We start from the raw sequence: 16,856 nt of genomic DNA, 5'->3' as shown, positions 1-16,856 counted from the left end.
ATGAGCATTCTGAAACGTCTTGGAACCACAGCGGTTCTGTCTGTGGCTATGATCTGCAGCGGCCCGTTGTCCGCGCAGGGGCTGTTTGATCCGGTTGTTATCGTCAATGACGACGTTGTGACCGAGTATGAAGTTGAGCAGCGACAGCTGTTTCTGACGGTGCTCAACGCGCCAGGCAGCTCGCGCGAAGCGGTCATCGAGACACTGATTGACGAACGGCTGCGTTCTCAGGCTGTCGATGAGGCGGGCCTGACACTCACTCCGGAGGGTCTCGAGGCCGGTATCGCAGAGTTTGCCGGGCGCACCGGTCTGGAACCCGATGAGTTCATTTCCCAGCTGGAACAGAACGGCGTGGAACGCGCCACCTTTGTCGCGTTTCTCAGCGTGGGTCTGACATGGCGTGATCTGATCGCCGGGCGTTTCGGACGCCGGCTGCAGATCACCGAGGACGAAATCGATCGCGCCTTGGCGTCATCGGCCGGTGCCGGTGGCATTCGCGTGCTGGTCTCGGAGATTATCATTCCTGCGCCTGCAAACCGGCGCGCTCAGGTCGAGGAACTTGCCCGCGAGATTGCCCGGTCACAGTCTGAAGCAGAGTTCTCGGATTATGCCCGTCGCTATTCCGCGACAGCGACACGGGACGCCGGCGGACGCCTGCCATGGCAGCCCCTCGCGCAGCTCGCGCCGGTGCTCCGGCCGCTTCTGCTCTCTCTTGCCCCGGGCGAAGTGACAGACCCTCTGCCCCTGCCCGACGCTGTGGCCCTTTTCCAGCTGCGCGGCATTCAGGAAACCTCCGCTTCCGAGCGGGAATATGCCTCGATAGAATACGCGGCATATTATATTCCCGGCGGTCGCACTCAGGCCGGTCTGTCAGAGGCGCAGGATGTACGCGCTGAGGTCGATTCCTGTGACGACCTCTACGCAACCGCACAGGGCCAGCCCGAAGAAACTCTTGTGCGCGAAACGCTGCCGCCTGCGGATCTGCCGCAGGACATTGCACTGGAACTCAGCAAACTTGATCCGGGCGAGGTATCCACAGCGCTGACCCGCAACGACGGGCAGACACTGGTGTTCCTGATGCTCTGCGGCCGCACTGCGGCAGTCAATCAGGAAGTTGCCCGCGAGGATGCCGCGGCTGCACTGCGCTCGCGGACCATCAACACCTATGCCGAAGGCTTCCTCGCACAGCTGCGTGCCGACGCCCGTATCGTTACCCCATGACCACAGCCACCGGGCCGGTGCTGATCACCTGCGGCGAACCTGCGGGCATCGGGCCGGAGATCGCGGTCGGCGCCTGGGAGGCCTTGCGGGACACTGTGCCAGTGGCCTGGATGGGCGATCCCCGTCATTTGCCAGATGGCACTGTGTGGCAGGAAGTTCTTTCGCCTGCAGGCGCCGCCTCTGTCTGCGCATCCGCTCTGCCCGTCCTGCCCCATACGTTTGATGGCGGTGCCGGAAAAGGTGTCGCTGATCCGGCAAACGCCCGGGGTGTCATCGAGGTGATCGCCCGCGCTGTGGACCTTGTTAAGACCGGAAACGCATCCGCTCTGTGCACAGCGCCGATCCACAAAAAGGCGCTTATCGAAGGTGCGGGCTTTGCCTATCCCGGCCACACCGAATATCTCGGGGCACTTGCGGGCAGCGACAGCCGGGCGGTGATGATGCTGGCCTCCGATGCGCTGCGTGTCGTGCCCGTGACCATCCACATCGCACTGAAAGACGTACCGCAGGTACTGTCGCCGGAGCTGTTGCGTGATACCATTCGCATCACGCATCATGATCTGCAGTCCCGTTTTGGTATCGCCACACCACGGATCGCGGTCGCCGGGCTGAACCCGCACGCGGGCGAAGGGGGTGCCATGGGACACGAGGAACTGGACTGGATCGCGCCGCTGATTGCGGAACTCGCCGCTGGCGGCATGCAGATCACCGGGCCCCTGCCGGCCGACACCATGTTTCACGCAGGGGCGCGGGCACGCTATGACGCAGCGGTCTGCATGTATCACGACCAGGCCCTCATTCCGATCAAAACCCTGGACTTTGACAGGGGCGTAAATGTGACGCTTGGTCTGCCCTTCATCCGCACATCCCCCGACCACGGTACGGCCTTTGACATCGCAGGAACCGGCACGGCGAACCCCTGCAGCATGACCGAAGCGGTGCGTCTCGCTGCCAGGCTGGCGGCGGCTGCCTGAAATGGCTGCAATCGACACGCTGCCGCCGCTGCGCGAGGTGATCCGAACGCATGATCTGCAGGCACGCAAATCCATGGGACAGAATTTTCTGCTGGACCTGAACCTCACGGCAAAAATTGCCCGGCAGGCAGGTGATCTGTCTGCCTGTGATGTTCTGGAGATTGGACCGGGGCCCGGCGGACTGACCCGCGGACTGCTGGCAGAAGGCGCACGCCGCGTACTGGCCATCGAGAAGGACGCGCGGTGCCTGCCGGCACTGCAGGAAATCGCGGCGGCCTATCCCGGAAAACTGGAGGTCCTGGAAGGTGACGCACTGGAAACCGATCCGCTGAGCCTGCTGACACCGCCCATCAGGGTGGCGTCAAACCTGCCATATAATGTCGGAACCGAATTGCTGGTGCGCTGGCTCACACCACCGGAATGGCCGCCGTTCTGGCAAAGCCTGACACTGATGTTTCAGCGCGAGGTCGCGGAGCGGATCGTCGCACAGCCCGGCAGCAAAGCCTATGGCAGGCTGGCGATCCTGTCGCAGTGGCGGGCAGACGCGCGGATTGTGATGCAACTGCCGCCCGAGGCCTTTACCCCGCCACCAAAAGTGTCGAGCAGCGTTGTTCACCTGGATGCACTGCCGGGCCCGCGTTTTGAGGCCGACGCCGCTGTGCTGAGCCGTGTGGTGGCTGCAGCCTTCAATCAGCGGCGCAAGATGCTGCGCGCGGCGCTCAAGGGGATTACGCCCGATATTGAGGATCGTTTGCTGACCGCGGGAATCAGGCCAACCGACCGCGCAGAACAGATCCCTCTGGAAGGGTTCTGCGCTCTGGCCCGGGTTATTGCCCGACCCTGAATTTTTCTGAAATTACAAACCTGTGCGGCGCGTTATTCAGCCGCTTCAGGCGCGTCATCACCGCCACCGCCTGATGGCTGCTCGGGTGTGTCACCGTCAGAACGCGGACGTGGCTTGCGACGTGGCGCACGGCGCGAGCGCGGCTTGCTTTCCGGAGTTTCAACCAGATTGCTGTCAGCTTCTTCAGCCTCCTGGCCGTCCTGCGGTTGCGGATCCGGCTGGTTCTGCTGGTTCTGCTGTTGCTGAGCTTCGCGTTCCTGACGTTCGGCGCGTTCGCGGTCGCGCTCGGCCTGGCGTTCGCGGTTCTGCCGCTCCTGCTCTTCGCGCCGCGCGTCAATCTCCCGCTGCGCCTCGCTCAGCATACGCGTGTAGTGCTCTGCGTGCTGCTGAAAGTTCTCCGCCGCGACCCGGTCGTTGCTCAGTTGCGCATCGCGCGCAAGCTGATTGTATTTTTCAATAATCTGCTGCGGGGTGCCGCGTACCTTGCCCTCAGGGCCCGAGCTGTCGAACACACGGTTGACGACGTTGCCGCCCTGATTGTTATTCGACCGGTTACGGTTGCTCTTCGAGCGGGACCGGGATCTCGATGATTTCATGAAGCTGTCTCAGCCTTCGTGCTGTTGATCGTAGGACCGGTTACGCGCTGCGCGTCTTTAGGAACCGGAATTCGATATGTTGGGCATAATGCCGCGCGGGACCATGCCTGTGGGCATATCCACCGCTGCAACACCCTAGGAATAAGCACGGCTCACCCATTGCCGCAAGGGGTATTACCGGATTAAACGCATATTCTGCAGATTTTCGTGTCTTTTCAGGTCAATTCACCCGGGTTTGGCGGCCGAAACCACCCGGTCATGTCCGCCAAGATCAGGGAGAATCGCCACTTCGGCCCATCCCTGCGCGCCGAAAATTCCCGCAACTGAGGCACCCTGCTGCCACCCGGTTTCGACCAGCACACGCCCTTCGGCGCTCAGGTACTGCTGCGCCTGTGTCGCGAGCAGTCGGTACACACTCAATCCGTCACCCTCATCAGTCAGCGCCATACGCGGCTCAAACCGGCTGAGTTCCGGTTGTACGTCAGTCATTTCGCTGCGCGCCAGATAAGGCGGATTGGACACGATAAGATCAAACCGTCCCTCCACCCTGTCAAACCAGTCGGACTGCATCACCTGCGCACGATCTGCAACGCCAAGCCGGACCAGGTTGGCACTGGCCTGCAGGCAGGCGGCCTCGCTCAGATCCACCGCCACGCCCGTCGCAGCGGGCCGCTCGGCCAGCAGCGTTCCCATGATACAGCCTGAGCCTGTACCAAGATCGAGGACACGCTCAAACGGTGCAGCAAGCGCGCTTTCAATCAGGCTTTCGGTTTCGGGTCTGGGGTCAAGGACATCCCTGCTGATCGCAAAGCTGCGCCCATAGAATTCGCGCGCACCAATCAGCTGCGAGACAGGCACACGAACAGCGCGCAGTGCGATCAGGTTTTCGTAGCGTTCCGCAATCTCGGGCGCGATGTCTTCGGGCGCAATCAGGGTCACCCTTGCGGCGTCCACCTGTGCTGCATGCGCCAGCAGGAGCCGTGCATCCCGCGCAGGATCCGGCACGCCGGCCGCCCGCAGACGCGCTACGGCAGTGACCATAGCTTCGGCGGCTGTCGTCACGTGCCCATCTCCGCCAGCAGCCGCGCCTGAGCATCGGCTGTCAGAGCGTCGATGATCTCGTTCAGGTCACCCTGCATAACCGCATCCAGCCTGTAGAGCGTCAGATTGATGCGGTGATCCGTCATCCGGCCCTGTGGAAAATTGTAGGTGCGGATACGCTCGGACCTGTCACCGGACCCGACCTGGGATGCGCGGTCCGCAGAGCGCTCGCTGTCGGCGCGGGTGCGTTCCAGATCATAGAGCCGCGCCTTGAGCACCTGCATCGCCTTGTCGCGGTTGCGGTGCTGGGACTTTTCGGAGCTGGTCACCATGATACCGGTCGGCAGATGCGTGATGCGCACAGCTGAATCCGTTGTGTTCACGTGCTGCCCTCCCGACCCTGAGGCCCGCATCGTGTCGATCCGCAGATCACCGGGATCTATCCGGATATCCACATCCTCGGCCTCGGGCAGCACGGCTACCGTCGCCGCCGAGGTATGGATGCGCCCACCACTTTCCGTACTGGGCACCCGCTGGACCCGGTGCACTCCGCTCTCGAACTTCAGCCTTGCAAAAACATCCTGGCCGCGGATGTGGGCAACCATTTCCTTAACACCGCCCAGCTCGGTCTCCTGCAGTTCGATGATGTCAAAAGCCCACCCCTGAGCTTCGGCATATCGCTGATACATGCGCATCAGATCGCCGGCAAACAGCGCTGCCTCATCACCACCGGTTCCCGGCCGGATTTCCAGCATCGCCGGTTTTGCATCCGCTTTGTCACGCGGCAGCAATGCGAGCTGCAGGGCCACCTCGGCCTCCGGGATGGCCGCTCTGAGCTTTGGGATTTCTTCCCGGGCCAGTTCAGCCATATCGGCGTCAGCCAGCATCTCTTCGGCGTCCGCCAGATCGCTCAGCAACTGTCTGTACGCTTCAATCTGCGCGACCACCGGACGCAGTTCAGAGTATTCGCGGCCCAGATCTGCGATGTCTGCCCCCGTGGTGCCATCCGCCATTGCAGCCTCCAGATACTGGAAACGGGCGGTAATCTGGTCGAGGCGGTCTAACGGGATCATGCCTCTGCAATCGGACATTGAGGGGGATTGGTCAAGCCGTGGCTCCGTGTTATACTCAACGCATGAAACGTTTTTTGTGCATTCTGATCTGCGCAGGGCTGCCAGCCGGTGCGGATGTCACCTCACCCAGCGGCAAGACCGTGGACTGCTACTGCACCGATCGTTCCGGCGCGCGCATTGAGCTTGGACAGACGATCTGTATGCAGGTCGACGGGCGGATGTTCATGGCGCAGTGCCAGATGTCACTGAATGTGCCGATGTGGCGCGAAGTGGAACAGGGCTGTCTGTCGTCGTCACTGGATGGCGGCCAGAAGCTGCTCCAGTCGACCGCGGTTTACCCCCAGATCTGACACACCGAACCGCAGCCGCGCGTATGCCCGGAGCGTGCCGTTGTTGTACTGCAGCGTTGTGTAGTCGGGAAACCCGAATACCCGCGACCGGGTGACGTACGTAACCATGCCTTCCTCTGCGGACCCTGCCAGTCTTGTGGTACGTGGCAGCGTCTGCAGATAAACGTCGGCCTGCGCCAGTGCGTCAGGTTCGGCCGGAATGACCCGGATGGCACCACCGGGCATATCCTGGTCGCTGTCTGACGCGACAGGCTGATGCCAGCGCGCCGGGTCATCAGGGGCGAGACGGACGGCCACCATGACCGCCAGCAGCAGACACAGCACGCCCCCCAGAATGATACGCATATGCCGCTCCCTGTCAGTGCCGTTCAGCGGAATTTTACGCCCGGCAGAACACAGAGCAGCTCAAACAGAATGTTGGCTCCTGTCAGCGCGGTGTTCCCGGACGTGTCGTAGGGCGGTGAAACTTCGACCAGATCGCAGCCCACGATCTTCAGACCCTTCAGACCCGCAATAAGCTCCATAGCCTGAGGCGTCGTCAGACCACCAATTTCGGGCGTGCCCGTTCCCGGCGCATAGGCGGGATCAAGACTGTCGATATCATAAGAGACATAGACGGGCATTTCGGTGCCGATGTCGCGGCGGATCTCACCGCCCAGGGTGCTCAGACTGCGGTGCCAGAGCTCGCGCGCCGGAAACTGCTGAAAGCCCCAGCCCTGTGCCTCTTTGAAATCGTCCGCCGTGTAGCCAGACCCGCGCAACCCGATCTGATAGGTCTTGTGAGGATCTATCAGACCTTCCTCGTAAGCCCGGCGGAACACCGTGCCATGGGTCTCACGCTCGCCGAACATGTCTTCGTTCACATCCGCATGGGCATCTACATGCACCAGCGCCATCGGTCCGTGGCGTTTGTGCATCGCGCGCAGGATCGGCAGCGTAATGGAATGGTCGCCACCGATCGCCATCGGCATGGCGTCATAGTTCAGAATAGCCTCATAGCTGGACTGGATAATCTTCAGGCTTTCGCTGAGAGAAAACGTGTTGATTGCCAGATCACCGATATCGGCCACCTGCAGGCTGTCAAACGGCGCGGCACCTGTTCCCATATTGTAGGGCCGGATCATCGCACTTTCTGCCCGCACCTGTTTGGGGCCAAAGCGCGTACCGGACCGCCAGGAAGTTCCGATGTCCATCGGAATACCGAGGACGGCAACATCGAGACCCTTCAGGTCGTTGACCATCGGCAGGCGCATGAAACTGTTCGGGCCCGAAAAACGCGCAAGATCATTGCCGCTGATTGGCTGGTTCTTGTCCGTCATCACGCGCCTCCCCGCAGTTTCCAGCCCAGCAGGCAGAGGATCTCTGTCGCAACATGCGCACCGGCAATCGCGGTTGCGCCTGTGGTATCAAACGGCGGCGACACTTCGACGACATCGCCGCCGACAATATTGATCCCCGCGAGGTCCCGCAGCATGGATGCGGCCTGCGCCGATGTCAGCCCCCCCCAGACCGGCGTACCTGTACCCGGCGCATAGGCCGGGTCCAGCGCGTCGATGTCAAACGTCAGATAGGTCGGCCTGTCGCCCAGGATCTCACGGATGCGCGCGACAGTGGCCACCGGCCCCTGCTCATGCACTTCGCGCGCGTCGATCACGGTTACGCCCAGTGTATCCTCGTTGGTCGTCCGGATGCCGACCTGCACAGATGTGGCGGGATCAATAATGCCCGACTTCACGGCTTTGTAGAACATCGTGCCGTGATCCACGCGGTCCATGTCATCGTCCGGCCAGGTGTCTGTATGGGCATCAAACTGCAAAAGGCTGATGGGCCCGTATTTCTCCGCATAGGCCCTGAGGACCGGAAAAGTGATGTAATGGTCTCCGCCCAGAACAACGGTGGGTACGTTATGGGCCAGGATACCCCGTATGTGATCGGTCAGCGCCGCCGGAAAGGCCGGCACATTGGCATAGTCAAAGGCGAGATCGCCATAGTCCACTATGGCAAACTCCTGCATCACATCAAAGGGCCAGCCATAGGGCGCATCGGGTGCCTGCAGTGCAGAGGCCTCGCGGATCGCGCGCGGACCAAGCCGGGTGCCCGTCCGGTTTGTCACGGCCTGATCAAACGGGACCCCTGTTACCGCGATATCTACCCCGGTCAGGTCTTTGGTGTATCTGCGCCGCAGAAACGATGTCGCCCCGGCAAAGGTCAGCTCGAAACTGTTGCCCTTCAGATCGTCGCGCGTGAAGGCGTGATCGATCTGGTTCTTTGCGTCTTCCAGTGCCATGTCTTCAGGATCCGGCCACCGGCTGCGCACGTTCCACGATCCGCGCAAAGAACGATGCGCCGACCGGTCCGATCTCGTCGTTGAAATTGTACTGCGGATGATGGCACATCGGCCCCTCTCCCTGGCCCAGGAAGAGATAGGCACCCGGGCGCGCTTCGAGCATATAGGCAAAATCCTCGGCACCCATCACCGGCGTGACATTGGAATCGACGGCATCCTCGCCCGCGATCTCGCTGGCCACTTCGGCCGCAAATGCCGCGTTGTCAGGCCGGTTGATCGTTGGCGGATAGCCGTATTTGTAATCAAGCTCGGCAGTCACACCGTAAGAAGCCGCCTGCCCGGCCATGATCTCCCTGATCCGTTTCACGGCCATGGCCTGCACGTCTTTGTTAAATGTGCGTACCGTGCCGTTGATCATGCAGCTTTCCGGAATGACGTTATGTGCAGTACCCGAGTGGATCTGAGTGACTGAAATTACCAGCTGTTCCATCGGATCGCTGTTGCGGCTGACGATACTCTGCAGCGCCTGAACCATGGCACAGCCCGCCACAACAGGATCAACACAGGCGTGCGGCCGGGCCGCGTGGCCCCCGACACCGGTTATATGGATCGAAAACTCATCAGCCGCCGCCATGATCGGCCCGGGATTGAGCGAAAAGGTCCCTGCTTTGTTCACCGGGCTGTTATGGATCGCATAGACCTGTCCGATGTCGAATTTGTCCATCACACCTTCCTGCACCATGGCCTCGCCGCCGCCCGTATCTTCTTCGTCAGGCTGAAAAATCAGCGCAACACGTCCCGAAAATTTCCGCGTCTCAGCGAGGTATTTTGCCGCCCCCAGCAACATTGCGGTGTGTCCGTCGTGCCCGCAGGCATGCATTTTCCCCGGATGCGTTGAGGCATATTCCAGAGGTGCAGTTTCCTCCATGGGCAAGGCGTCCATGTCCGCGCGCAACCCGATCGTCGGCCCCTCGCCCTGTCCGTTGATGATCGCCACGATCCCTGTTGTTGCAAACCCTTCGTGGATCTCGTCCACACCGAATTCGCGCAGCCGTTCTGCCACAAATGCCGCTGTCTTGTGGCAATCGCGTCCCAGTTCAGGGATCGTGTGCAGGTGCTGTCGCCAGGCCGTGATCTCTTCCTTCATGGCAGCAATTCGGTTTACGACGGGCATGGGGTAGACTCCTCAGCGAAAAATCAGTCAGGTGCATCAGACACCGAAGAGGCGCGCGCTGCAATGGCAGAAGACCTGATCAATGACACCAATGCGGGAATCGAACGTCTGCTGGAAATAATGAGGCGTCTGCGCGACCCGGTCACCGGATGCCCCTGGGATATCGAGCAGGATTTCGACAGCATCGCGCCCTACACGATCGAGGAGGCCTATGAGGTCGCCGATGCGATTGAGCGCCGCGACTGGCCGGAACTGGAGGGCGAACTGGGCGACCTGCTGCTTCAGACTGTCTATCACACCGCCATGGGCGAAGAGGCCGGACATTTCAGTTTTCAGAGCGTGGTCCGGGCCATTTCAGACAAGATGGTCGCGCGGCACCCGCATGTCTTTGGCGATGAAACCCGCGACAAAAGCGCCGATCAGCAGACCGCCGACTGGGAAAAAATCAAAGCCGCCGAACGCGCGGGCAAGGAGCAGAAAGGCACGCTGGACGGTGTCGCCACCGGCCTGCCTGCCCTCCTGCGCGCGCTGAAGCTTCAGAAGCGCGCCGCCCGGGTCGGTTTTGACTGGCCCTCGACAGATGAGGTGATGGATAAAATCACCGAAGAGGCGGCAGAACTGGTGGAAGCACGCGACAGCCTCAGCCAGGCGGAGATCGAAGAGGAATTCGGAGATCTGCTGTTCGTCATGGCCAATCTGGGTCGGCACCTCGGACTGGACCCGGAGGCCGCCCTGCGCGCTGCAAACGCGAAATTTATCCGCCGGTTCCGGGGCGTAGAGGCGCGGCTTGCGGACATTGGCAAAACGCCTGCCGAAAGCGATCTGGCAGAGATGGATGCGCTGTGGAACGCGGTAAAGGCCGCCGAGCGCCGGTCCTAGCGTTCTGTCACCTTCACCCCAAGAGCAACAAGTTGCGCAATGAATGTTCCGCGTGGCGGAATGTCGCCGCTGAAAACGCGGATGACATCACCCGACCGCATGTGCACTTCCATGTCGGTGCTGTCGCTCCATTCGATGAACACCACCTGTCTGATATCCGCCAGTGCTACTTCACGCGGGCGCTGCCAGGGCGAAAGAATGAGCGTATCACGGGTCAGACGCAGCCCGCGCACCGGGTTTTTTATCAGTTCATTCAGTAAAAACGCGGCAACAGGCACCCAGATGACCCAGATATACCAGGGCGCGTTCTGCGTGGCCGCGATGGTCAGCATCAGCACCATCAGGATGCTGGCGATCCACACGACCGCGCGACGACCCTGAAGCCTGTATGCATAAACGTCTTCCATGACCGGGGTATGCCGGAAAAATACGGCACCGTTTTGACGACAATGTGTACTGGACTCCTGGCTTTTACCGTTTCACAAAGCGCACATGAAAAAGCACAGAATAATCATCGATACGGACCCGGGTCAGGACGACGCGGTGGCCATTCTCCTTGCTCTGGCCAGTCCCGAAGAGATTGACGTTCTGGGCATCACCTGTGTGGCCGGCAACGTGCCGCTGGAGCTGACGTCAAGAAACGCACGGATGATCTGTGAGCTTGCGGGACGCCCGGATATGCCGGTCTATTCCGGTTGCGACCGACCGCTTGGCCGCGAACTGGTAACTGCAGAGCATGTACATGGCAAAACCGGTCTCGACGGACCGACACTGCCCGAGCCACAGATGCCACTGCAGGAACCGCACGCGGTGGACTTTATCATCGGGACCCTGCGCGCAGAGCCGGAGGGCAGTATCACCCTGTGCGCTCTCGGGCCGCTTACCAACATTGCAAAGGCGCTGACCCGCGCACCCGATATCGCCGGACGCATCAGAGAGATCGTGCTGATGGGCGGTGCATACTTCGAAGTGGGAAACATAACGCCCGCAGCCGAATTCAACATCTACGTCGACCCGCAGGCGGCTGATATCGTGTTTAAATCCGGCATTCCGATTGTTGTGATGCCGCTGGATGTCACACACAGGGCTCTGGTGACCGCGCCACGCAATGACGCCTTTCGCGCAATGGGTACAGCCGTCGGGACCGCCGTGGCCCAGATGACGGAATTCTTTGAACGTTTCGACAAGGAAAAATACGGCTCTGCCGGTGCTCCGCTGCATGACCCCTGTGTCACGGCCTGGCTGATCAGGCCCGAAATATTTTCAGGCCGCCAGATCAATGTCGAGATAGAGACAACCTCCGAACTGACACTGGGCATGACGGTCGCTGACTGGTGGGGCGTGACCGACAGGCCGAGGAATGCCCTGTTCATCGGAGACCTCGATGCAGATGCGTTCTTCGGTCTGCTGACAGAACGGCTGGCCAGGCTGTGAGCGCCTCGCTGACACTGGCAACACCCGAACATTTTGACCGGCTGGATGCCCTTGTTGCGGCGTTCCATGCCGAAGAAGGTATCACGCTGGCTCCGGACGCCCGTCGCGACGGAATAATGCCGCTGCTCGAGGGAATTCCCCACGGTGCCGCCTATCTGATCGGTCCGCCGCGCGCGCCCATCGGCTATGTTGTCGTGACTTTTGGCTGGTCGGTGGAATTCGGCGGTCTCGACGGGTTCATTGACGAAATCTATGTGCGTCCCGGTGTCCGGGGCCGCGGTGTGGCATCAGAAACGCTGCAAAGTCTGCCCCGCGCACTGGCCGGTGCCGGTCTCAAGGCGCTGCATCTCGAAGTTGACCGCACAAAGACGTCCAGTCAGAGGCTGTACGCGCGGGCGGGCTTTCGCGGACGCGAGGGCTATATGCTGATGAGCAAAACCTTCTGATCCTGCTGGTGTCGGGCGCAGCCGGCACCTATATCTGACACATGCAGGTCACCATTCCATTCGATAACACCTACGCCCGTCTGCCCGCGGCGTTTTATACACGCATTGATCCCACACCGGTACGGGCGCCCGGGCTTGTTGCGTACAACGAGGATCTGGGTCGGCTGCTGGGTTTGCCGGATGCCGGTGAGACCGACCGCGCCCGGGTTTTTTCCGGTGTGCGCGTGCCCGAGGGTGCCGCTCCGCTGGCGCAGCTGTATGCTGGTCACCAGTTCGGCAACTACAACCCCCAGCTGGGCGACGGCCGCGCTGTACTGTTGGGCGAGGTTGTGGGTACAGACGGTCTGCGTCGCGATATCCAGCTCAAAGGCTCAGGTCCCACGCCGTATTCACGAATGGGTGACGGACGTGCCTGGCTGGGCCCGGTTCTGCGTGAATATGTCGTGTCAGAGGCCATGCATGCGCTTGGCGTGCCAACGACGCGCGCGCTGGCCGCGACACTGACCGGCGAGGACGTGGTGCGCGAAACCGTTCTGCCCGGCGCCGTACTGGCCCGTGTGGCGGCCAGTCACCTGCGGGTTGGCACTTTTCAGATTTTCGCCTATCGCGGTCAGAAAGATGCGTTGCGCGAACTTACACAATACGCCATCGCACGGCACTGGCCGGATGCTGACGGGCCGATGGGCCTGCTGCGCGCAGTCTGTGCGGCGCAGGCCGGCCTGATTGCGAGATGGATGTCCCTGGGTTTTATTCACGGGGTCATGAACACCGATAACTGCACCATATCAGGTGAAACCATCGACTATGGCCCCTGCGCTTTTATGGATGATTTCCATGAGGATACGGTGTTTTCCTCAATTGATCAGCACGGGCGGTATGCCTGGTCCAACCAGCCCGGCATCATTGTCTGGAACATGGCGCAGTTTGCCACATCCCTGTTGCAGCAAATGGATGATCCGGGCACAGGCGTCGAAGAGGCAACCGAAATCGTGCACGCGATGCCAGATCAGATCGACGCAGAACGCACCCGTCTTTTCGGCGCAAAGATCGGTCTTGCTGATGCGGGGCCGGAAGACGCTCCGCTGATCAGCCGCCTGCTGGCCCTGATGCAGACCCAGAGCGCTGATTTCACCAATACGTTCGACGCACTGGCCCGCGGTGACGCACGGGATCAGTTTGTAGACCGCGCGGCATTCGACGCCTGGAGCACCGACTGGCAGGCGCGTATCGCCTCCGAGAAGGAGCCGCAGGCCATTATGCAGGCAGCCTCGCCCCGGATCATACCGCGCAATCACCGCATCGAGGAAATGATCACAGCGGCCGTTGCAGACGATTATGCCCCGTTCGATCGGCTGATGCACGCGCTGCGCGACCCTTTCGGCACTGATGACACCGACCTGATGCGGCCACCGACGACAGCGCAACGGGTACCGGCCACGTTCTGCGGCACCTAGACCGCGCGGGGCCGCCGGTTGATGAGCCAGATACCCGCCGCCACCAGCAAAAGGGCGGCCCACACCTGAAGACCCACATCCTCTCCGAGCAACAGCCAGCCCAGGATCACCGCGAACACGGGTGACAAAAAGCTGAAGGATGCAACGGATGACGCGGGATAGATCGACATGAGCCAGAACCACGCCAGAAACCCCAGGCTGGCCACGGCCACGATCTGAAACAGCAGCCCGGCATAATGGATCGGCTGTGGATCGCGCAGAAAATCACCGATGATCCAGGCCGCAAACAGCATGACCGGCGCGGAAACAACCACCTGAAACAACAGCTGCTGTGCCGGGGGCACCTTGCTGAGTGGTGTGATCTTGACGCAGAGCGCAATGCCGGCCCAGCACAGTGCGGACGTCAGCGCCATCAGGTCACCGATCAGACTTGCACTGGCATCGCTGCGGTCGAGCAGCGCAAGCGCAACGCCGGACATTGCCAGAAACAGACCGACCACGCGCACCCCGGTAAGCCGGTCAGAAGGCATCAGAAAATGGCTCGCAATCGCCAGCCAGACAGGCATGGAATAAAAAATTACGGACGCCCGGCTCACGGTGGTAAAATCCAGTGCTGAGAAAAGCACCATGAATTCAAGCCCGAACAGCAGCCCGGAAAGGATGCCCGCGGGCACCGCCGCACGCGGAACACGCATCGGAATGCCCCGCAGCTTCATCCAGATCAGCAACACAACAACGGCGCCCGCAGACCGCACACCGGCAGAAAACACCGGCGCAAAGCCATCATTGGTGACTTTGATAACGACCTGGTTGAAAGCCAGATGCAGGGCGAACACGATCAGCGCAACGGCGCCGAACGTGTCCATATGTGATTTGCGTTCCATGCCGCCACAAGGCGTCGCGGCGACATGATTGTCAATTGCCCGGACCTGCGCCGGACAGCTTCAGTGGCGTTCTGCGGATCAGGCCGCGCGCTGGCTGCCGCCACCGCCACGATTGCCACCGCGGCGCCGTCTGCGACCTGCACCAGGTTTCTTGGCCTGGGTTTGTTCGCCGCCAGGGCGGTTTCCGCCTGATTGTGGACGACCGCCGCCACCACCACGCCGACGCCCGCGACCACCTTTGGGTTTTGTGCCTTCGGGAATATCTGCAACCTCCCAGGGGCGACCTGACCCGACAGGGATCGCAATCCCCATGGTTTTCTGAATGGCTTTGAGTTCGCCCATCTCATCGGGAGCACAGAACGCAATCGCGGCACCGTCCTTACCGGCACGAGCCGTTCGGCCGATGCGGTGTACGTAATTGTCCGGAACATTTGGCAGGTCGAAGTTGTAAACGTGCTTCACATCCGGAATGTCCAGGCCGCGCGCGGCCACGTCGGTCGCAACCAGCACGGTGATCTCGCCGGACTTGAACGCCGCAATGGCACGGTCGCGCTGGCCCTGGGATTTATTTCCGTGGATCGAGGCCGCATCATAGCCCGCCTTGACCAGCGTCTTCATCAGCTTTTCTGATCCGTGCTTGGTGCGGCCAAAAACAAGCGCCCGTTCGCCGCGGTGCCTGGCCAGCATCTCGATCAGCAGGTTCGCTTTCTCCGCCTTGGCAATGAAATGCACCTCCTGCGTCACCTTGTCGGCCGCCTTGCCCGGCGGCGAGACTTCCACCCGGATCGGGCGATTGAGATAGCTGTTCGCAATCTCATTCATCAGTTTCGGCATGGTTGCCGAAAACAGCATTGTCTGCCGGTCTTTGGGGATCACAGATGCGATTTTGCGCAGATCATGGATAAAGCCCATGTCGAGCATCTGGTCTGCTTCATCCAGCACCAGAAAATCGGCTTCATCAAGGCGCACCGCCCGCCGGTCCATAAGATCCAGCAGCCGCCCGGGCGTGGCCACCAGCAGGTCAACACCCCGCTCCAGCCGTTTGATCTGGTTATTGATGGACTGCCCGCCAACCACCATCGCCACCTTGATCGGCGTGTTCTCTGCAAATGCACGCAGGTTGACGCTGATCTGTGTGGCCAGTTCGCGCGTCGGCGCCAGGATAAGCCCGTGCACAGACCGGGGCGCGGGGCGTTTCCCGATCTCCAGCATCCGCGCGATCAGCGGCACACCAAAAGCCGCCGTTTTACCTGTGCCGGTCTGGGCCAGGCCCATCACATCACGCCCGTTCAGCGCATGCGGAATTGCCTGCTTCTGGATCGGGGTCGGATCCTTCAGACCCATTTTTTTCAGGCGCGCCACCAGAGCCGGTGGCAGATCCATCATATCGAAGTCACTCATATCGTCTTTCCGGCCCGCACGCTGGCAGACCTTACAAATTCTCGGTCGCACCCTTTTTTCAGGGGTGCGTACGTCGGGACACGCGAAACAGGATCGCAGGTGCCGGCATCCTGCCGGAACCTGTCCGTCGCGTCTGGCCCCACGCGTGATTTTGGGAACAACAGCGGACCTCTGAAACGGGCGCGCACATCAGGTCGTCTGACCCGGGCGCCCGCACTGCTCACGCGGCAGAAGGCATCGCCTGCGGTGCACATGGGGGTTTTTTATCCACATGTCAACAGCCGTGACCGATACCGGGTGGCACCGTCCGTGAAAGACCGCTAAACAAAAGCCCGTTCGGGCAGGAAGCAACTATGAGCAACTCAATTATCAGACGCTGCGAAGACCGCGGGCTTCGGATGACCGGTCAGAGGCGCGTTGTGGCCCAGGTGCTGGAGGACAGTGACGACCATCCGGATGTTGAGGAGCTTTATGCCCGCGCCTCGGCCGTTGATGACGCGATTTCCATTGCAACGGTCTACCGGACGGTCAAGTTGTTTGAAGAGGCCGGCATTCTCGACAAGCTGGAGTTCGGAGACGGCCGGGCACGCTATGAGGATGCCGAACGTGACCACCATGATCATCTGATCGACATGAACTCGGGCGAGGTGATCGAGTTTGTAGACGCGGAGATCGAAGCGCTGCAGGAAAAGATCGCGCGCAAGCTGGGATACGAACTGCGTGGGCACCGGCTGGAGCTCTACGGCGTCCCGCTCAAAAAAACCTGAAACAGCTGCTGGTCAGGCACCTGCCCGGCTC

Annotated in this window: 19 protein-coding genes; 9 read left to right on the top strand and 10 right to left on the bottom strand. The window is 61.1% G+C overall.

Annotated features, from left to right (window positions below; genetic code table 11):
• Genes Q0792_RS00640 through rsmA form a run of 3 tightly spaced genes read left to right on the top strand, consistent with a single transcriptional unit; the run spans position 1 to position 3,039 of the window.
• A complete protein-coding gene (locus tag Q0792_RS00640; protein ID WP_298835629.1) occupies positions 1–1,221 on the top strand; it encodes a peptidylprolyl isomerase in 1,221 nt (406 codons plus the stop codon).
• A complete protein-coding gene (gene pdxA / locus Q0792_RS00635) occupies positions 1,218–2,195 on the top strand; it encodes a 4-hydroxythreonine-4-phosphate dehydrogenase PdxA (protein WP_298835627.1) in 978 nt (325 codons plus the stop codon). Before Q0792_RS00640 ends, pdxA begins: the two co-directional genes overlap by 4 nt.
• 1 nt (position 2,196) lies before the next feature.
• A complete protein-coding gene (gene rsmA, locus Q0792_RS00630; RefSeq protein ID WP_298835625.1) occupies positions 2,197–3,039 on the top strand; it encodes a 16S rRNA (adenine(1518)-N(6)/adenine(1519)-N(6))-dimethyltransferase RsmA in 843 nt (280 codons plus the stop codon).
• A 32-nt stretch (positions 3,040–3,071) separates the two neighbouring features.
• Here the strand turns inward: rsmA and Q0792_RS00625 are convergent, their stop codons facing one another.
• The 3 genes from Q0792_RS00625 to prfA all read right to left on the bottom strand — a co-directional run bounded on the left by Q0792_RS00625 (position 3,072) and on the right by prfA (position 5,749).
• Entirely contained in the window at positions 3,072–3,635 is a 564-nt protein-coding gene (locus tag Q0792_RS00625; protein WP_298835623.1) for a DUF4167 domain-containing protein, read from the bottom strand.
• 225 nt (positions 3,636–3,860) lie between these two features.
• On the bottom strand, positions 3,861–4,676 hold the full coding sequence (gene prmC, locus Q0792_RS00620) for a peptide chain release factor N(5)-glutamine methyltransferase (protein ID WP_298838530.1): 816 nt from the start codon (positions 4,674–4,676) through the stop codon (positions 3,861–3,863).
• 17 nt (positions 4,677–4,693) lie between these two features.
• Positions 4,694–5,749, bottom strand: coding sequence for a peptide chain release factor 1 (prfA, locus tag Q0792_RS00615; protein ID WP_298835622.1), 1,056 nt, complete (start codon positions 5,747–5,749; stop codon positions 4,694–4,696).
• Positions 5,750–5,811: 62 nt separating this feature from the next.
• On the opposite strand from prfA, the gene Q0792_RS00610 reads away from it, so the two are divergent.
• The gene (locus tag Q0792_RS00610; protein WP_298835621.1) at positions 5,812–6,099 is read left to right on the top strand and encodes a hypothetical protein; all 288 of its coding nucleotides are present in this window, start codon (positions 5,812–5,814) and stop codon (positions 6,097–6,099) included.
• Here the strand turns inward: Q0792_RS00610 and Q0792_RS00605 are convergent.
• Genes Q0792_RS00605 through Q0792_RS00590 form a run of 4 tightly spaced genes read right to left on the bottom strand, consistent with a single transcriptional unit; the run spans position 6,043 to position 9,560 of the window.
• Positions 6,043–6,444 carry a DUF1499 domain-containing protein gene (locus Q0792_RS00605; protein ID WP_298835619.1) on the bottom strand — a complete coding sequence of 134 codons (402 nt, stop codon included), beginning with the start codon at positions 6,442–6,444 and terminating at the stop codon, positions 6,043–6,045. The genes Q0792_RS00610 and Q0792_RS00605 overlap by 57 nt on opposite strands.
• A gap of 23 nt (positions 6,445–6,467) precedes the next feature.
• The gene (gene speB, locus Q0792_RS00600; RefSeq protein ID WP_298835617.1) at positions 6,468–7,418 is read right to left on the bottom strand and encodes an agmatinase; all 951 of its coding nucleotides are present in this window, start codon (positions 7,416–7,418) and stop codon (positions 6,468–6,470) included.
• Positions 7,418–8,386 carry an agmatinase gene (gene speB, locus Q0792_RS00595; RefSeq protein WP_298835615.1) on the bottom strand — a complete coding sequence of 323 codons (969 nt, stop codon included), beginning with the start codon at positions 8,384–8,386 and terminating at the stop codon, positions 7,418–7,420. The genes speB (Q0792_RS00600) and speB (Q0792_RS00595) overlap by 1 nt, the downstream gene beginning before the upstream one ends.
• Positions 8,387–8,390: 4 nt before the next feature.
• Positions 8,391–9,560, bottom strand: coding sequence for a M20 aminoacylase family protein (locus Q0792_RS00590; protein ID WP_298835612.1), 1,170 nt, complete (start codon positions 9,558–9,560; stop codon positions 8,391–8,393).
• A gap of 63 nt (positions 9,561–9,623) precedes the next feature.
• Between Q0792_RS00590 and mazG the strand changes: the two genes are divergently transcribed.
• Positions 9,624–10,439 carry a nucleoside triphosphate pyrophosphohydrolase gene (gene mazG / locus Q0792_RS00585; RefSeq protein ID WP_298835610.1) on the top strand — a complete coding sequence of 272 codons (816 nt, stop codon included), beginning with the start codon at positions 9,624–9,626 and terminating at the stop codon, positions 10,437–10,439.
• On the opposite strand, the gene Q0792_RS00580 is transcribed toward mazG, so the two are convergent.
• Positions 10,436–10,846: a hypothetical protein gene (locus Q0792_RS00580; RefSeq protein ID WP_298835608.1), complete on the bottom strand. Its 411-nt coding sequence runs from the start codon at positions 10,844–10,846 to the stop codon at positions 10,436–10,438. The two genes, mazG and Q0792_RS00580, sit on opposite strands and share 4 nt — an antisense overlap.
• Positions 10,847–10,931: 85 nt before the next feature.
• Between Q0792_RS00580 and Q0792_RS00575 the strand changes: the two genes are divergently transcribed.
• The 3 genes from Q0792_RS00575 to Q0792_RS00565 are packed head-to-tail and all read left to right on the top strand — an operon-like array spanning position 10,932 to position 13,773.
• Positions 10,932–11,873: a nucleoside hydrolase gene (locus Q0792_RS00575; protein WP_298835606.1), complete on the top strand. Its 942-nt coding sequence runs from the start codon at positions 10,932–10,934 to the stop codon at positions 11,871–11,873.
• Positions 11,870–12,319, top strand: a complete 450-nt coding sequence (locus Q0792_RS00570) for an N-acetyltransferase (protein ID WP_298835604.1) — start codon at positions 11,870–11,872, stop codon at positions 12,317–12,319. Before Q0792_RS00575 ends, Q0792_RS00570 begins: the two co-directional genes overlap by 4 nt.
• A 41-nt stretch (positions 12,320–12,360) precedes the next feature.
• Positions 12,361–13,773 carry a YdiU family protein gene (locus Q0792_RS00565; RefSeq protein ID WP_298835602.1) on the top strand — a complete coding sequence of 471 codons (1,413 nt, stop codon included), beginning with the start codon at positions 12,361–12,363 and terminating at the stop codon, positions 13,771–13,773.
• On the opposite strand, the gene Q0792_RS00560 is transcribed toward Q0792_RS00565, so the two are convergent.
• Together Q0792_RS00560 and Q0792_RS00555 are read right to left on the bottom strand one after the other, a co-directional pair.
• Positions 13,770–14,657, bottom strand: coding sequence for a DMT family transporter (locus tag Q0792_RS00560; protein ID WP_298835600.1), 888 nt, complete (start codon positions 14,655–14,657; stop codon positions 13,770–13,772). The genes Q0792_RS00565 and Q0792_RS00560 overlap by 4 nt on opposite strands.
• Before the next feature lie 78 nt (positions 14,658–14,735).
• Positions 14,736–16,058, bottom strand: a complete 1,323-nt coding sequence (locus Q0792_RS00555) for a DEAD/DEAH box helicase (protein WP_298835598.1) — start codon at positions 16,056–16,058, stop codon at positions 14,736–14,738.
• Between the two features lie 353 nt (positions 16,059–16,411).
• On the opposite strand from Q0792_RS00555, the gene Q0792_RS00550 reads away from it, so the two are divergent.
• Positions 16,412–16,825: a Fur family transcriptional regulator gene (locus tag Q0792_RS00550; protein ID WP_298835596.1), complete on the top strand. Its 414-nt coding sequence runs from the start codon at positions 16,412–16,414 to the stop codon at positions 16,823–16,825.
• The last annotated feature ends 31 nt before the right edge of the window (positions 16,826–16,856 follow it).

Source organism: uncultured Roseobacter sp., assembly GCF_947495025.1.
In the GTDB taxonomy this organism is placed as follows: Bacteria; Pseudomonadota; Alphaproteobacteria; order Rhodobacterales; family Rhodobacteraceae; genus Roseobacter.
The sequence above is the reverse complement of the archived record's forward strand: the minus strand, read 5'-3'. Positions and strand labels throughout refer to the sequence as shown.

What these genes read in the sequence shown, in the direction of transcription:
- Q0792_RS00640 (WP_298835629.1), top strand. Translation starts at nt 1, where the DNA reads ATGAGCATTCTGAAACGTCTTGGAACCACAGCGGTTCTGTCTGTGGCT.
- pdxA (WP_298835627.1), top strand. Translation starts at nt 1,218, where the DNA reads ATGACCACAGCCACCGGGCCGGTGCTGATCACCTGCGGCGAACCTGCG.
- rsmA (WP_298835625.1), top strand. Translation starts at nt 2,197, where the DNA reads ATGGCTGCAATCGACACGCTGCCGCCGCTGCGCGAGGTGATCCGAACG.
- Q0792_RS00625 (WP_298835623.1), bottom strand. Translation starts at nt 3,635, where the DNA reads ATGAAATCATCGAGATCCCGGTCCCGCTCGAAGAGCAACCGTAACCGG.
- prmC (WP_298838530.1), bottom strand. Translation starts at nt 4,676, where the DNA reads ATGGTCACTGCCGTAGCGCGTCTGCGGGCGGCCGGCGTGCCGGATCCT.
- prfA (WP_298835622.1), bottom strand. Translation starts at nt 5,749, where the DNA reads ATGATCCCGTTAGACCGCCTCGACCAGATTACCGCCCGTTTCCAGTAT.
- Q0792_RS00610 (WP_298835621.1), top strand. Translation starts at nt 5,812, where the DNA reads ATGAAACGTTTTTTGTGCATTCTGATCTGCGCAGGGCTGCCAGCCGGT.
- Q0792_RS00605 (WP_298835619.1), bottom strand. Translation starts at nt 6,444, where the DNA reads ATGCGTATCATTCTGGGGGGCGTGCTGTGTCTGCTGCTGGCGGTCATG.
- speB (WP_298835617.1), bottom strand. Translation starts at nt 7,418, where the DNA reads ATGACGGACAAGAACCAGCCAATCAGCGGCAATGATCTTGCGCGTTTT.
- speB (WP_298835615.1), bottom strand. Translation starts at nt 8,386, where the DNA reads ATGGCACTGGAAGACGCAAAGAACCAGATCGATCACGCCTTCACGCGC.
- Q0792_RS00590 (WP_298835612.1), bottom strand. Translation starts at nt 9,560, where the DNA reads ATGCCCGTCGTAAACCGAATTGCTGCCATGAAGGAAGAGATCACGGCC.
- mazG (WP_298835610.1), top strand. Translation starts at nt 9,624, where the DNA reads ATGGCAGAAGACCTGATCAATGACACCAATGCGGGAATCGAACGTCTG.
- Q0792_RS00580 (WP_298835608.1), bottom strand. Translation starts at nt 10,846, where the DNA reads ATGGAAGACGTTTATGCATACAGGCTTCAGGGTCGTCGCGCGGTCGTG.
- Q0792_RS00575 (WP_298835606.1), top strand. Translation starts at nt 10,932, where the DNA reads ATGAAAAAGCACAGAATAATCATCGATACGGACCCGGGTCAGGACGAC.
- Q0792_RS00565 (WP_298835602.1), top strand. Translation starts at nt 12,361, where the DNA reads ATGCAGGTCACCATTCCATTCGATAACACCTACGCCCGTCTGCCCGCG.
- Q0792_RS00560 (WP_298835600.1), bottom strand. Translation starts at nt 14,657, where the DNA reads ATGGAACGCAAATCACATATGGACACGTTCGGCGCCGTTGCGCTGATC.
- Q0792_RS00555 (WP_298835598.1), bottom strand. Translation starts at nt 16,058, where the DNA reads ATGAGTGACTTCGATATGATGGATCTGCCACCGGCTCTGGTGGCGCGC.
- Q0792_RS00550 (WP_298835596.1), top strand. Translation starts at nt 16,412, where the DNA reads ATGAGCAACTCAATTATCAGACGCTGCGAAGACCGCGGGCTTCGGATG.